General features: G+C 70.4%; 13 protein-coding genes and 1 tRNA gene. 9 read left to right on the top strand and 5 right to left on the bottom strand.

The genetic code is table 11. The annotated features are described in order from the left end of the window. Window positions 1-121 precede the first annotated feature (121 nt). The 8 genes from ODR01_RS02740 to ODR01_RS02705 all read left to right on the top strand — a co-directional run bounded on the left by ODR01_RS02740 (window position 122) and on the right by ODR01_RS02705 (window position 6,684). Window positions 122-1,024 (top strand): ChbG/HpnK family deacetylase, encoded by a 903-nt coding sequence (locus ODR01_RS02740; protein ID WP_316976053.1) that lies wholly within the window; start codon window positions 122-124, stop codon window positions 1,022-1,024. 8 nt (window positions 1,025-1,032) lie between these two features. Beyond that, on the top strand, window positions 1,033-1,797 hold the full coding sequence (locus tag ODR01_RS02735) for a class I SAM-dependent methyltransferase (RefSeq protein WP_316976052.1): 765 nt from the start codon (window positions 1,033-1,035) through the stop codon (window positions 1,795-1,797). Between the two features lie 151 nt (window positions 1,798-1,948). Continuing rightward, window positions 1,949-2,398 (top strand): hypothetical protein, encoded by a 450-nt coding sequence (locus ODR01_RS02730; RefSeq protein ID WP_316976051.1) that lies wholly within the window; start codon window positions 1,949-1,951, stop codon window positions 2,396-2,398. After that, window positions 2,395-3,150, top strand: coding sequence for a response regulator transcription factor (locus ODR01_RS02725; RefSeq protein WP_316976050.1), 756 nt, complete (start codon window positions 2,395-2,397; stop codon window positions 3,148-3,150). Before ODR01_RS02730 ends, ODR01_RS02725 begins: the two co-directional genes overlap by 4 nt. 5 nt (window positions 3,151-3,155) lie before the next feature. Then, entirely contained in the window at window positions 3,156-4,649 is a 1,494-nt protein-coding gene (locus tag ODR01_RS02720) for a sensor histidine kinase (RefSeq protein ID WP_316976049.1), read from the top strand. A gap of 204 nt (window positions 4,650-4,853) precedes the next feature. Beyond that, on the top strand, window positions 4,854-5,813 hold the full coding sequence (locus tag ODR01_RS02715; protein ID WP_316976048.1) for a glucosaminidase domain-containing protein: 960 nt from the start codon (window positions 4,854-4,856) through the stop codon (window positions 5,811-5,813). Between the two features lie 28 nt (window positions 5,814-5,841). Continuing rightward, window positions 5,842-6,291 (top strand): RT0821/Lpp0805 family surface protein, encoded by a 450-nt coding sequence (locus ODR01_RS02710; RefSeq protein ID WP_316976047.1) that lies wholly within the window; start codon window positions 5,842-5,844, stop codon window positions 6,289-6,291. A 144-nt stretch (window positions 6,292-6,435) separates the two neighbouring features. Then, window positions 6,436-6,684 carry a hypothetical protein gene (locus tag ODR01_RS02705; RefSeq protein WP_316976046.1) on the top strand — a complete coding sequence of 83 codons (249 nt, stop codon included), beginning with the start codon at window positions 6,436-6,438 and terminating at the stop codon, window positions 6,682-6,684. Window positions 6,685-6,800: 116 nt separating this feature from the next. On the opposite strand, the gene ODR01_RS02700 is transcribed toward ODR01_RS02705, so the two are convergent. The 5 genes from ODR01_RS02700 to hemC form a co-directional block, all read right to left on the bottom strand. Next, window positions 6,801-7,439 (bottom strand): SEL1-like repeat protein, encoded by a 639-nt coding sequence (locus tag ODR01_RS02700; RefSeq protein ID WP_316976045.1) that lies wholly within the window; start codon window positions 7,437-7,439, stop codon window positions 6,801-6,803. Window positions 7,440-7,581: 142 nt separating this feature from the next. Continuing rightward, window positions 7,582-7,656, bottom strand: a tRNA-Thr gene (locus ODR01_RS02695). Between the two features lie 17 nt (window positions 7,657-7,673). Next, a complete protein-coding gene (locus ODR01_RS02690) occupies window positions 7,674-9,095 on the bottom strand; it encodes a heme biosynthesis protein HemY (protein ID WP_316976044.1) in 1,422 nt (473 codons plus the stop codon). Window positions 9,096-9,100: 5 nt separating this feature from the next. After that, window positions 9,101-11,095 (bottom strand): uroporphyrinogen-III synthase, encoded by a 1,995-nt coding sequence (locus ODR01_RS02685; protein WP_316976043.1) that lies wholly within the window; start codon window positions 11,093-11,095, stop codon window positions 9,101-9,103. Between the two features lie 3 nt (window positions 11,096-11,098). Beyond that, a complete protein-coding gene (gene hemC / locus ODR01_RS02680) occupies window positions 11,099-12,040 on the bottom strand; it encodes a hydroxymethylbilane synthase (RefSeq protein ID WP_316976042.1) in 942 nt (313 codons plus the stop codon). 92 nt (window positions 12,041-12,132) lie between these two features. Between hemC and tsaD the strand changes: the two genes are divergently transcribed. Continuing rightward, window positions 12,133-13,191: a tRNA (adenosine(37)-N6)-threonylcarbamoyltransferase complex transferase subunit TsaD gene (gene tsaD, locus ODR01_RS02675; protein ID WP_316976041.1), complete on the top strand. Its 1,059-nt coding sequence runs from the start codon at window positions 12,133-12,135 to the stop codon at window positions 13,189-13,191. Window positions 13,192-13,298: the final 107 nt, after the last annotated feature.

Below are 13,298 nucleotides of genomic sequence, written 5' to 3'. Positions count from 1 at the left end.
GCAACTTTGTCTCGTTCCCCGCAAATCCGTCATTTTTTGGGGCGATGATGTCGCCCGTATGCCCAATGGGCAAGCCGCAGTATATAGAACGGCTTTCGGTCCGCGCCAAGGAGACTCATCGATGAATCGGCGTCCGGCTTTTGCAGCCGCCGATAGTGCGAGCGAGTTGCAGGTCGCGCTATGTGCCGACGACTACGGCATCGCGCCCGGCGTCGGGGCGGCGGTGCGCGACCTGCTGGCCCGCAGCCGGCTGACGGCGACGAGCTGCATGGCGGCGAGTCCGTACTGGCCGGAAGAAGCGGAAAAGCTGAAGGCGCTGGCCGGCGCCAACGGGGGTTTCGAGGTCGGCCTCCACCTGGTGCTCACCGACCAGGCCCCGCTGGCCGCGATGCCGCGTACGGCGCCGCGGGGCCGCCTGCCGTCGCTGCCGAAGATGCTGGGCCTGGCCATGGCGCGGGCCCTCGACGGGGCCGAAATCGCGGCCGAGATGGAGCGCCAGCTCGACGGCTTCGAGGCGGCGTGGGGCGGCCCCCCCGCCTTTGTCGACGGCCATCAGCATGCCCATCAGCTGCCGGTCGTCCGCCGCGCCTTGCTCGACCTTTACGACCGCCGCCTTCGCCCCCATCGTACCCGGGTGCGCTATTGCGTGCGGCCGGCGGCGGACATCGCGCGGGCCGGCGTCGCGGTGCCCCGGGCACTGGTGATTTCCGCCCTCGGCGGTGCCTGGGCCCGACTCGGGCAAGCCGCGGGCGTACCCGGCAACCCCCATTTCGCCGGCGTGCGCGGCCCCGCCGAGCGCCGGCCCTTCGGCGACCAGCTTCGGGCCTGGCTGGCGACCGCCCGCCCGGGGACGCTGATCATGTGCCATCCCGGATCGGTCGACGCCCAGCTGATCGCCGCCGATCCGCTGACCACGCCGCGCGAGGACGAATACGCCTTCCTGGCCGGCCACGGACTGCCCCGGCTGCTCGACGAGACGCGGGTCGTCCTCGTGCCGCCGGAACGGCTGGACGGGAAGGGCTGAGGGGGAAAATGGCGAACGAAAAAGCGAGGCAGGCCGATATCGGCGACGGCGAAGAGGCGGGCAGCGTCGCCAGCTGGCTGGATTTCTGGGACGCCGAACATTCCATCTATGTCAACCGCCGGCACGTCGAGGCCCATTATCGGCGCCTGTTTGCCGACATCGCCCCCCTGTTGCCGCCGGGTCCCTTCACCCTGATGGATTACGGCTGCGGCGACGCCCTGATGGCCCCCGCCCTGGTCAAGCGGGGCGGGCGCGTGCTGCTGTTCGAACAGGCGCCAGCCCGCCGCGCCGGGCTGGCCCGCCGCTTCGCGGGCATGGACGGCGTCGCGGTGCTCGACGAGGCCGGATGGCGGGCGTTGCCGGCCGAAAGCTGCGATCTGGTGCTGCTGATTTCGGTGATCCAGTATCTCGACCGCGCTGCCCTGGCCGCGTTGCTGGCCGCCCTGCGCCCGCTTCTGTCGCCGGGCGGCCGCCTGGTGATCGGCGACATCGTCGGACCCGAGGCCGGCATGATCAAGGACGTCGTCGCCCTGCTGACCTTCGCCGCCGGCAACGGCTTCCTGCTGGCGGCGCTGGCCGGCCTCGCCCGCACCTGGCTGTCGGACTACCGCAAGATCCGCCAGCGCCTGGGCTTCACCTCCTACACGCCCGACGGACTGGCCGCCCTGCTGGCGGAGGGCGGATGGCGAAGCGAACGGCTGGCCTGGAACATCGGCCACGCCGGCCATCGGCGCTCGATGGTGGCTTGGCCGATGCCGGGCAAGGGCCTGTAACCAATTGGAAACCATGCGTATTATCCCCTTGCAAAATCGTTTTTTATGGCCAAGCTTCGTTGGGGGAGGGCATGCGGGCCTGGCTCCCGTATTGCAATGATTGGGACACCATCCTTTGTCATATCGTCTGCGCGGGGGTTTGGTTTCGGCCTTGGGTTTGCTCGTGCTCATGGCGAGCGGCTGCGCGCCGCTCTTCGATCGGCTGGGCGCGCCGCCAGCCGGCCCGCCTGCCGCCGAACCGGCGCCGGACGAACCGGCACCGGCCGGCCTGAGGCCGTTCACCCCGCCGCCGGTCAAACCGGCACCGGCAAAGCCGGCCCCCGCGAAGCCGGCTCCCAGCCTGACCCTGCCCGAGCTGGTGGGCTTAAGCGAGGAAGAGGTGGCCCGCCTGCTCGGCACTGCCGATACCCTGCATGAGGAGCCGCCGGCCACCGTCTGGGGATACCGGGAGGGCACCTGCGCGCTCGATCTTTTCTTCTACATGGACATGGAAAGCCGGAACTTCCGGGCGCTCGCCTACGACGTCAGCACGACGGACGGCGTCAAGGGCGACCCGGCGCTGAATATTTGCCTGAAGCAGATCATGGACCGCCGCCGATGAACGACGGAGAGGACGATGTGAAGGCGTGCATCGTCGTCATCGACGACGACGATCTGTTCCGCGAGTCGGTTGCCCAGAACCTGCTCGATGCCGGCTATGAGGTGCGCACCTTCGCCGATGGCCCGAGTGCGCTTGAGGCCCTGAACGACGACGCCGACGCCGACCTGGTGCTGCTCGACTGGAAGATGCCGGGAATGAACGGCATCGAGGTGCTGCGTCACCTGCGCGAGGCGCCGCTGGCCGTTCCGGTGATCTTCCTGACCGTGTTGACCGAACAGATTTACGAGGAGGCGGCCCTTCTGGGGGGCGCCGTCGACTTCATCGAGAAGTCGCGCAGCTTCGCCATCCTGAAACGGCGCATCGAGCTGATCGTCGCCGGCTCCAAGCAGCGCGCCCAGCCCGCCGAAGAGGTCGTGGGCGACGCCGATGCGACGCGTGTCGGGCCGTTGACGCTGCACCGCGGATCGCATCGCGCCCTCTGGCAGGACACCGAGGTGCCGCTGACCGTCAGCGAGTTCCGCATCGTCGCCCTGATGGCCGGGCGGGCTGGCCGCGACGTGCGCTATCGCGACATCTACGACCTGGTGCGCGGCGAGGGCTTTACCGCCGGCCAGGGCCCCGACGGCTATCGCCAGAACGTCCGCACCTTCATCAAGCGCATCCGCCAGAAGTTCCGCGACATCGATTCCGCCTTCGAGGCCATCGAGAACTATCCCGGCTTCGGTTACCGCTGGCGCGATCACGGGGAGTAGGGCGGATGGGCGAGGCACAGCGCCGTTCCCCCTTCCGGCGCACCTTCGCCGCCCGGATCGGCGTGCTGCTGGTTATCTTCCTGGCGGTGCCGGCCGTCCTTTACCTGCAGTTCCGGGCCGCCGACGCCGACAAGAACAGCCTTTTGCTGGAGAATGTCCGCAACCAGGGCCGCCTGGTCGGCGAGGCCATCCGGCCCCTGCTCGAGCGCTTCGGGCCTGAGACCGCGAAGTCCTTGAACGAGCGCGTCGCCGCCCTGGGCCAGACCGGCGACGCCAGCCTGAAGGTGCTGTTCCGCCCGGCGGCGGGCAACGGCCGGGGGTTCTTCTTCCTGTCGGCATGGCCGGCGGTGCCGGCCGGCTATCTGGAGGAGGAGCAGGCCCTGCTGCTCGGCACCGGCATCCTCGATAAGCTGCGCGACACCTGCGCGGGCAACCTGCCGCTGGCCCTGCGCTTCAAACCGCCGACCGGCGGCGAGGAGCTGCTGGCCTCCCTTTCGCCCATCGCCGCCCCGTCCGGCTGCTGGGTGGTGATCACCGCCTATCGCAACGTCGCCTTCCTGCAGTCCTCCCTCGGCCGCCCCTACTGGCGCAGCCCCGAGGTCCAGGCCGCCGCCGCCATCTATCTGGTCATGGCGCTGGTGGTGGTGTGGCTGTTCGCCGACGCCTGGCGCAGCGTTCGCCGCTTCGAGGAGTTGGCCCGCCTCATCGGACGCCGGCGGGGCGGCCGGGTGTCGTTCCGCCACCTCAACCGCATGCCGGAACTCGACGGCGTCGCCGAGGAGTTCGACCGCATGGTAACGGCGTTGGGCGATTCGGCGCGCGTCATCCGCCAGACCGCCGAGGAAAACGCCCATGCGCTGAAGGCCCCGGTCGCCGTCATCTCGCAGTCGGTCGAACCGATCAAGCGTGCGCTGACCGACGATGCCCACGCCCGGCGCGCGGTCGCCCTCATCGAGCAGTCGGTGGAACGCCTGGATACCCTGGTCTCGGCGGCCCGCCGCCTCGATCAGATCACGGCGGAAGCCATCGAACCCGGCCGCGACACCGTCGACCTTTCCGATCTGCTGGCTTCGCTCATCGACGGTTACGCCGAATCGTGGGCGGAGACCGGGCCGGCCCTGCGCCGCACCATCGAGCCGGGGCTTTCGGTGGTCGCCACGCCCGACATGCTGGAGACGGTGTTCGAGAACCTCATCGACAATGCCCACAGCTTTTCGCCGCAGGGCGGATGGATCGGGGTGGCCGCCAGCCATCGCGACGGCATGGCCGAGGTGTTCATCGAGGACGACGGCCCCGGCGTCGAGGCGGCCAAGCTGGAGCGCATCTTCGAGCGCTACGTCACCGACCGGCCGGCAGGACAGGCTGGCAGCCCCCATTTCGGCATCGGGCTGTGGATCGTCAGGCGCAACGTCGAATCGCTGAACGGCACGGTGCAAGCCGAAAACCGCCGGCAGGGCGGCCTGCGGGTGATCGTCCGCCTGCCCCTGGCCGGCCGGTAATCGGATCGACGCGGGCTGGCCCGGGGGCGCAGGACCCTTTCCTTCCCCAAAATGCCCGCCTCTGTGTCATTCTCGTGACACAGGCCCTTGAATTGCCTCGTTTTTGTCGCAACACGGTCTCCCTTGCGATCCCTATCTTTTGGCATGGTTTTGGCTTGCCCGCGTTCCGTCGTGCCGCAGGCGGCCCGTAAAGAGGGAGAAACCATGCGTCTGACCCGAGAGATCTTCCCCGCGCGCCTCGGCCTCGTCCTCGCCGCCGTCGGCGGCTTGGCCCTGGCGGCGTGCACCGAGCCCCAGAAGACGGCGGCTTTCTGCCCGATCGGCGACGGCGAGACCTCCTCCCGGGTCGCCGCCGCGCCTTTCGGCGGGCCTTTCGTCACCCCGCTCAGCTCCAACGACGTGCAGGAGTTGTTCACGGGCGGCCAGGCCGCCACCGGGCATCGCGCTTACCAAGAGAGACCCCTGGCGCTGGCCGCCTCGCTGCCGCCCGATCTCGACGCTCTTGGCGACGTCGAGCGCCGCAAACAGGCCTTTGTCGGCATCGTCCTGCCGCTTGCCCACCAAACCAACCAAGCCATCCTGGCCGATCGCCGCTTCGTCGATGCCGCCGTCGCCTGCAAGGACGCCGGCAAGCCGCTGGCGCCGGAGGCCCAGGCCCGCCTGGACGCGCTTTCCGCCACCTACAAGGCCGACGGTGGGCTCGACACCCTGCGCCGCCGCCTCGACGTGGTGCCGCCGTCCCTGCTGCTCGCCCAGGCCGCCATCGAAAGCGGTTGGGGCACCTCGCGCTTCGCCAGGGAAGGTAACGCCCTGTTCGGCCAGCGGACCACGGCCGCCGATAGCGGCATCAAGCCGCAGGGGCTGGAAGAGACCACCCCCGTGAGGGTCGCGACTTTTCCGCACCTGCTGGCCTCGGTCGGCGCCTATATCCACAATCTGAACACCCAGCCGGCCTACAAGGCCTTCCGCGAGCGGCGCGCCGCCCTCAGGGCCGAAGGCCGGCAGCCCGACGGTTTCGACCTCGCGGCCACCCTGATCGCCTATTCCGAGCGCGGCTACGCCTATGTGGGAGATCTGAGGACGATCATCCGCGGCAACCGTTTCGACGCCTTGGATGCCGACCAGATCATCTCCAACGTGGCGGCCGTGGAGTCGGACGCCTAAGGACCGCGCCCGACCGAAGGAGGATGCCATGTTCTGGGGATCGTTCGCCGAATATACCCGCCACTACCCGGGCCGCGTCCTGGTCATCGTCATTGGCGCGGCGGTGGCCTTCATGCTGATGGCCGCCGGCGTTCCCTCCGTCCATGGCGCCGAGGCGGCACAGACCGGCGCTGCGGCCAACAACCGCGATTTCGGTCCCATGCCGGTCGGGCTGCCGCTTTCGGCCAGCCACCGCCTGGCCGCGGCGCTGAACACCGCGCAGGACGGGGAATCGGTGGCCTGGCGCGATCCCGACAGCGGCGTCACCTACCGGGTCCAGCCGCTGTTCAGCTTCCGCGCCGGCGAGCGCACCTGCCGCGCCTTCACCATCCGGCGGATCGCCTTCGACAGCATTCGCGAATCCTATCGCACGGCCTGCCGGCGCGCCGTCGGCGGCTGGACCCTCACCACCGCCACCGCCGCCGGAGGCAACGGGTGATCGGTTTTCTTCCCGGCGGGCGTCTTGGGCTTCCCTGTCCCTCCCCATGACGTCCCGTTGCGCGACCCGGGCCCCCCCGACCCGGGTCGCACCCCTTTTTCCTCCAAGCCATCGCGCCCCAAGAACCACCAAAGGAGAAACGTCATGACTCGAGGCCGCCGGCCGATTGCCATCCTGGCCATCCTCGCCCTCATCCTGCCGCTCGCCGCCTGTTCCGGCCTGTCTTCCAAGAACCAGCGGACGCTCTCTGGCGCCGGCATCGGTGCCGCCGGGGGCGCCGCCATCGGCCTTTTGGCCGGCGGCAGCGTGGTCGCCGCGACGCTGGTCGGCGGCGCCGCCGGCGCCGCCATCGGCGCCTTCTCCGACGAAGATCAGGTCAAGGTCAAGCCGTAACGATCCCGCCCGCGGGGACGCCGCGCCGGCCGGCCGGCGTCCTCCGCCCCCGTTGCTTTCCCCCAGAAAATCAGGGCTTGGCCGGTGTCGTCCGGCCGCTCATCGGCCGGTCAAGCCTATCTTCGCCACGGCTCGGATATTTTCTTCGCGTCCGCCAGTTCGGTCGGCGTCGCGTGGGGCGCGATTTCGGCGCGGAGTTCCGTTGCCGCATCGAGGCCGGCGTAGCTCGCCGACTCCGCCCACCCGTATGCCTTGCCGTTGTCTCTCTCAAGCCCGATGCCCCGCCAGTAAAGAAACGCGAGAATGCTTTGGGCCGGCGGGCAACCTTGCATGGCCGAGCGGCGGATGGCCTCGGCGCCCAGCGCCTCGTCATCCTGCGATTGGGCATTTTCCAGGGTCAAGGCGCCGGCCAGGTAGAGCGCCATGGGAACGTTTCTGCGGACATACTTTAGAAGGATGGCGTGGCGCTCGGCCGGCGTCAGGGCCGAATCGCGATCCATGACCCGCTGAAACGCCGCTCCGGCGTTCATCGCTTCGGCCAATTCGGCCGGCGGCAGCTTGTCGAAGGGGCGGTCCGAATAGCATCCATAGCTTACTCTCGTGCCGATCGACCCTTCCGTTCCCGCCGCCTTCTCGATGGATACTCTGAGATCCTCCGCAAACAGCCGAAGGTCGTTCCGATGGGCCGTCAGCGCCGCACGTTCGCACCCCGCAATCATCAATAGACAGGCCGTCAGGACGATGAAACGTGCCATCGCGCGTCTCCTTCGTGGCCATCCCGAGCGGATGGCGACATCGAACCCTAATAGCTGAATTTGGAATCGGCGGGCCGCCTGGCAATCGCCGCCAGACAAAAAAACAGGGCCAGGAGCAGGCTCGCTAACCCTTTGAAAAGAATGGTGCCGCCTCACAGATTTGAACTGTGGACCTACTGATTACGAATCAGTTGCTCTACCCCTGAGCTAAGGCGGCGCCGGAAGGTGCCCCTTCTAGCGCGCTGGGCCGGACGCGTCAACGCTCTCGGTCCCGGCGATGGCGTCGGCAGGCGGCTCGGCGACGGCCGGCGCAGCCGCCGGAGCGAGGGCGAGCGGCGCCGTCGCCGTCCCGTCGGTCAGCCTCGCCACGTGCGGCGGGGTCTGCCAGCGGAAGCTGGCGAAAGCCTCGCAGTGCTCGCAGCGGATCTGCCACTCGGCCCGCGCATGACCGCATTCGCCGCACACCCAGGCAGGGTCGGGGTCGGCCAGCGTGGCCCTGACCAGCCAAGCCCGCGCGGCGGCCCCGTCGCCTTTCTCGGATTCCTCCAGCTCGGCCATCAGCCGGCAGACGCGGGCCGGCGGCGCCTCGCCCCCGGCCAGCCCGAGATGGCGCCGGGCCTCGCCCCACAGGCGGGCATCGAGGGCCGCCTCGGCGATGGCGAGGTGGCTTTCCGGATGGTCCGGATTTTGGCGGGCCAGACGCTGGGCGGCCTTGGCGCGGGCCAGCCCGGCGTCGGCGCCGCGCGCCCGCCAGTAGAGGGGCGCGAGATCGGGATGCGGCGCCACCGCCCAGGCCCGCTCGATCAGCGAGGCGGCGCGGCCGCCCTGGCCGCCGTCGAGGTCAAGGCGGGCCAGGCGGACGACCGCCGGGGTGAAGCCGGGCCGGGCGTCGACGACCCGGCGCAGCAGCTTCGCCGCCACCTGCTCCTGGCCCTGGGCCAGGGCATCCTGCGCCAGCTGGAAGTCGAGCGCCGCCGCCCGTTCCCTGTTCGCGTCGGCCGACACCAAACCCTGCTTGGCGGCGCGGGAGAGCGTGTCCCTGGCCGCCTTCCAGGCGCCACTCTTGGCCTCCAGGTCGAACAGCGTCGAGGCCGCCCATTCGCTGCGCGGCTGCAGACGGTAGGCCCGTTCGGCCAGGCCCAGCGCCTTTTCGCTGTCGCCCCGCTTGAGGGCCTGCATCAAGAGCCCGCGCAGGCCGAGGAATTCGGTCTCGGGGCGGGCCAGCATGGCGCTGAAGAATTTCTCGGCCGCCTTCTCGTCGCCCGACAACTGGAGCGCCTGGGCGGAGAGCAGCATGGTCAGCGGCGGGTCGCCCAGCATGCCGTCGGCCCGTTTCATCTGGCGGCGCGCCTCGGCGGCGTCGCCGGCCGCCACCGCCACCATGCCGCGGGTCAGCGCCAGATAGCCGCGCCGCCGCCGGCTTTCGCGTCTGGCCCCGGCGACGCGACGGGGCATGCGGCGCAGGAACAGCCACACGCGATAAAGAAGCGCACTGAGCGCGGCGACGGCGGCCACCGCGAGCCCGAGCACGGCGACCGAGGTTTCGATCCGCCAGCCCTGCCAGTCGAGGGAAACGTCGCCCGGATGGTCGGCCAGCCACACGGCGGCGCCGACCAAGGCGACCAGGACAATCAGATAGGCGAGGATGCGCGCCATCGCCGTCACTTGCCGGCCGGCGCGATCAGCGACACGGCGTGGACGTGGAGCACCGCCATGGCCCGTTCGGCCAGCAGGCGCTGGCGCGCCTGTTTCAGCCAGTCGCCCATGGCCTCGGCGGCGGCGCCCTCAAGGCCTTCCAGCGCTTTCACGGCGCCGGCCAGGTCGCCGCCCTGCATCGCCGCCTCGGCCCGGGCGATGAGCGCCTCGGTGGTGGTGTCGGCCTCCTCGACGGCGGTGCGCCGGATGGTCACCAGCGAGGCCAGCCGGTTGGCCGCCGCCGCCAGCCAGCCGTCGCCGGCGAAGCGGCGTTCGGCAGCCACCGCCTTGCGGGCCGTCGCGTCGAAGCGCTCCATCAGGGTGGCCAGGACCGGAATGCCGGTTGCCGCGTGGGGTGTGAGATCACTGACAAGCTGGACGAGATCGGGCTCCTCGCCGGCCGTCTTGCGCAGCGCCGCCAACTCCTCGGCGAAGGGGGCGTTGGCGCGCAACGCCTCGCGCAATTGGCCGGCCGCCAGCACCAGGGCGCGCACCGAGGGTGGGGCGCCGGCCAACTGCGTGCGTTCCTCCAGCCCTTCCATTCGCTGGGTCACCTCGGCGAGCGAGCGGGTGAGGCGGTCCTTCTCGGCCTCGAAGCGCTCCAGCCCTTCATTCACGCGGGTCGAGGCTTCGGTCTGCTCCAGCTTGGCGATGCGCTCGGAAAGCTCATCGAGGCTTTTCCTGGCATCGGCGGCCTCACCGGGCAGCCCGGTCGCCTTGACCATGGCGCGCACGCCTTCGAGACTCTTCTCCAGGCCGTTGACGCGCTCCAGCAGGGCGGCGATCTGGTCGCCGATCCCGGAGCGCGCCCGCTCCAGCTCGGCCACGGCGTCGCCCGCCGCCGCCTCGTCCCTGGGCGCCTCTTCGAGCGCCTGCACCCGGCCGGCCAATTCGCCGAAGCGCGGATCGGGCACGGCGTTCGGCCGGATCGATTGCACGTAGCGCACCACATAGGGCGACCAGAACGGCCACGCGGCGTAGACGATGCCGCCCAGGACGGCCAGCAGCAGCAGCGAGGACAGAACGGCCAGCGGAACCAGGCTGGCCCGCGACGCCGCACGGGGCGCCGGCCGGCGTTCGGCGGCGGGGGCGGCGATTTCCTCGGCCGGCGGCGGCGATTCGGCAGCGGCGGCGGCCTGGGCGGCGGCCATGGGCTCGACGGCAGCCGGGGTTTCGGCGTCCCGGGCGGCGGCAGTTTCGGCGGTTTCGTCAGGCGTCTTCGGTGTTTCCGTCATGGTCCCCCAGGGGCCTTGGGTTCCGTCGGTCATCAGGCCGAGAAGCGAGTCGAGGTCGGGCCGGGAAGCCACCAGGACGCGCCGCCAGGCGACACCCCTCGCCCGCTCGGCCACCGCCTCGCTGAGGCAGAACGCGGCCAGCTTCCGGCAAGCCTTCACCAGACGTGCCTCGCGAATCAGAGTAACAAACGTCTCGGCGGTTCGGGGAGAGAAAAAGAGAACGCCGTCCACTTCCCCGGCCTTCAGCGCCGTGGCGGCTTCCGCCGACAGACGCTCGGCCGGCCGCGACGCATAGAGCACCGCCCGGCGATAGGAAAGTCCGCCGGCCTCCACCCGCCGCTTAAGGTCGCCGGCCAGATGGCTGCCGGCGACATGCAGCAGGGCGCCGTGCTCGGGCCTGCAAAGGGCGATGGCCAGCGCCGCCAGGGCCTCGACGTCGCCGGCGGCGCTGTCGACATGCAGGAAGCCGGCTTCGCGGGCCGTGGCCGCCGTGGCGTCGCCGACCGCGAGGACGGGAAGGTCGCGCCGGGGGCAGAGCGCCGCCAGGGCCCTGACGCCGTTGGCGCTGGTCGCCAGGATGGCCTGCACGCCCTCCAGATCGACGGCGGCGGTGCGGTCGATCTCGATGGCCAGCAGCGGCTCGATGATCGTTTCTATGCCGATTCCATGGAGCCGCCCGGCCAGCGGTTCGGCATCCTCGCGAGGGCGGGTGAGCAGCACGCGCATGGCCTACCTCCGATGCTCACGCCCGTCGGAAGCGAATCGGGCCAACAGGTCGCGCCCGGCCCCTTCGCCCAACATCACCGCCTCGGCGGGGGTTCCGCAACACGCGACGGTCACAAGCCGGCTGCCGTCGGGACGGGCCAAAAGGCCGCGCAACATCATCTGTTTTGATTCCGTAATGACGGCGAACGCGGCGATGGGGGTGCGGCACGACCCATCCAGCATCGCCAACAGCGCCCGCTCGGCGGCGACGCAGGCGGCGGTACCGGCGTCGTGGACGGCGGCCAGCAGGGCGGTGGCCTTGTCGTCTGCGGTCCGGCACGTCACGCCGATGGCGCCCTGGCCGACCGCCGGCAGCATTTCCTCGGGCTCCAGGATGGCGGTGGCCGCCCCGGCCAGCCCGATGCGCTTCAAGCCGGCAATGGCCAGGAGCGTGGCGTCGAAGGCTCCCTCGGCGATCTTTTTGATCCGGGTCTCGACGTTGCCGCGCAGCACCCTGACCACCAGGTCGGGCCGGCGGGCCAGCACCTGGGCCTGACGCCTGAGCGACGCGGTGCCGACCACGGCGCCTTCCGGCAGCTCCGACAGGCTTTTCGCGGCATTGCAGATCAGGGCGTCGCGCGGGTCCTCGCGGGCCAGGATGCAGGGCATCTCGATGCCTTCCGGCAGCCACGTCGGCACATCCTTGACCGAATGCACGGCGATGTCGATGCGCCCTTCCAGCATGGCCTCGTCGATTTCGCGCGTGAACAGGCCCTTGCCGCCGATCTCGGCCAGCGGCCGGTCCTGCACGGCGTCGCCCGTCGTCCTGATGACGACGATCTCGACGGCGCCTGGTGCCGCCAGGGCGGGGTGGGCGGCGATCAGAAGGTCGCGCACGCCCCCGGTCTGGGCCAGCGCCAGACGACTGCCGCGGGTGCCGATCCTTAAGGTAGGGGACGGGGTCATGGACACCGGAAACTGTGGATGTCGGAACGGGTGGTCTCAGCGTGGGCGACAGAGTAAAGTCCGGGGCCGCTTCCTGAAAGAGGCTTTTTTGGATGATCGTGCTCGGCATCGAAACCAGCTGCGACGAGACGGCCGCCGCCGTAGTCAACGACGGCCGGCGCATCCTGGGCGAGTCCCTGCTGTCGCAACTCGAGGCCCACGAGCCGTTCGGCGGCGTGGTGCCCGAGATCGCGGCCCGCGCCCACCTGGAATACGCCGATCACGTGGTCGGCCAGGCCATGGGGCGGTCGGGGGTCACCTTCGCCGATCTCGACGGCGTGGCCGCCGCCGCCGGCCCCGGGCTGATCGGCGGCGTCATGGTCGGCGTCATGACGGCCAAGGCCATCGCCGCCGTGCACGACCTGCCGTTCGCCGCCGTCAACCACCTGGAGGGCCACGCGCTGACGGCGCGGCTCACCGACGACGTTGCCTTTCCCTACCTGCTGCTGCTGGTCTCGGGCGGCCACTGCCAATTGCTGGCCGTCGAGGGGGTGGGGGCGTATCGGCGGCTCGGCACCACCATCGACGATTCCCTGGGCGAGGCCTTCGACAAGACGGCCAAGATGCTGGGCCTCGGCTATCCCGGCGGCCCGGCTGTGGAGAAGGCGGCGCTGGCGGGCAACGCCGCGCGTTTTGCCCTGCCCAGGCCGATGCGCGGCCGGCCGGGCTGCCACTTCTCGTTCTCCGGGCTCAAGACGGCGGTGCGCCAGACCCTGATGGCGCTGCCCGAGGGGAAGCTGGAGACCGCCGACATCGCCGACCTCTGCGCCTCCTTCCAGGCCGCCGCCGGCGACGTGGTGGTCGAGCGCTGCGGCCATGCCATCCGCATGGTGCGGCAAACCCATCCCGCCATCGGGACGCTGGTGGTGGCCGGCGGGGTGGCCGCCAACGCCTATCTGCGCGGCCGATTGGGCGAGCTGGCGAAGGCGGAAAGCCTGCGCCTGGTGGCACCGCCGCAGCGATTGTGCACCGACAACGGGGTGATGATCGCCTGGGCCGGGCTGGAGCGCCTGCGCCTGGGGCTCGCCGACGGCCTCGACTTCGCACCCCGCCCGCGCTGGCCGCTGGACCCCGACGCGCCGCCGGCCACCGGCGCCGGGGTGAAGGCTTAAGGGAACCCGGTAACAAGGGCGCGGTGCGGTCGAATCAGGGGCCGGAGAGATTCCCCACCGAGGGGCACCATAGCTCAGATTCGTGGGCCTGGGTGTCGACCGCCGAG

Source organism: Shumkonia mesophila (assembly GCF_026163695.1).
Lineage (GTDB): Bacteria > Pseudomonadota > Alphaproteobacteria > Rhodospirillales > Shumkoniaceae > Shumkonia > Shumkonia mesophila.
The sequence above is the reverse complement of the archived record's forward strand: the minus strand, read 5'-3'. Positions and strand labels throughout refer to the sequence as shown.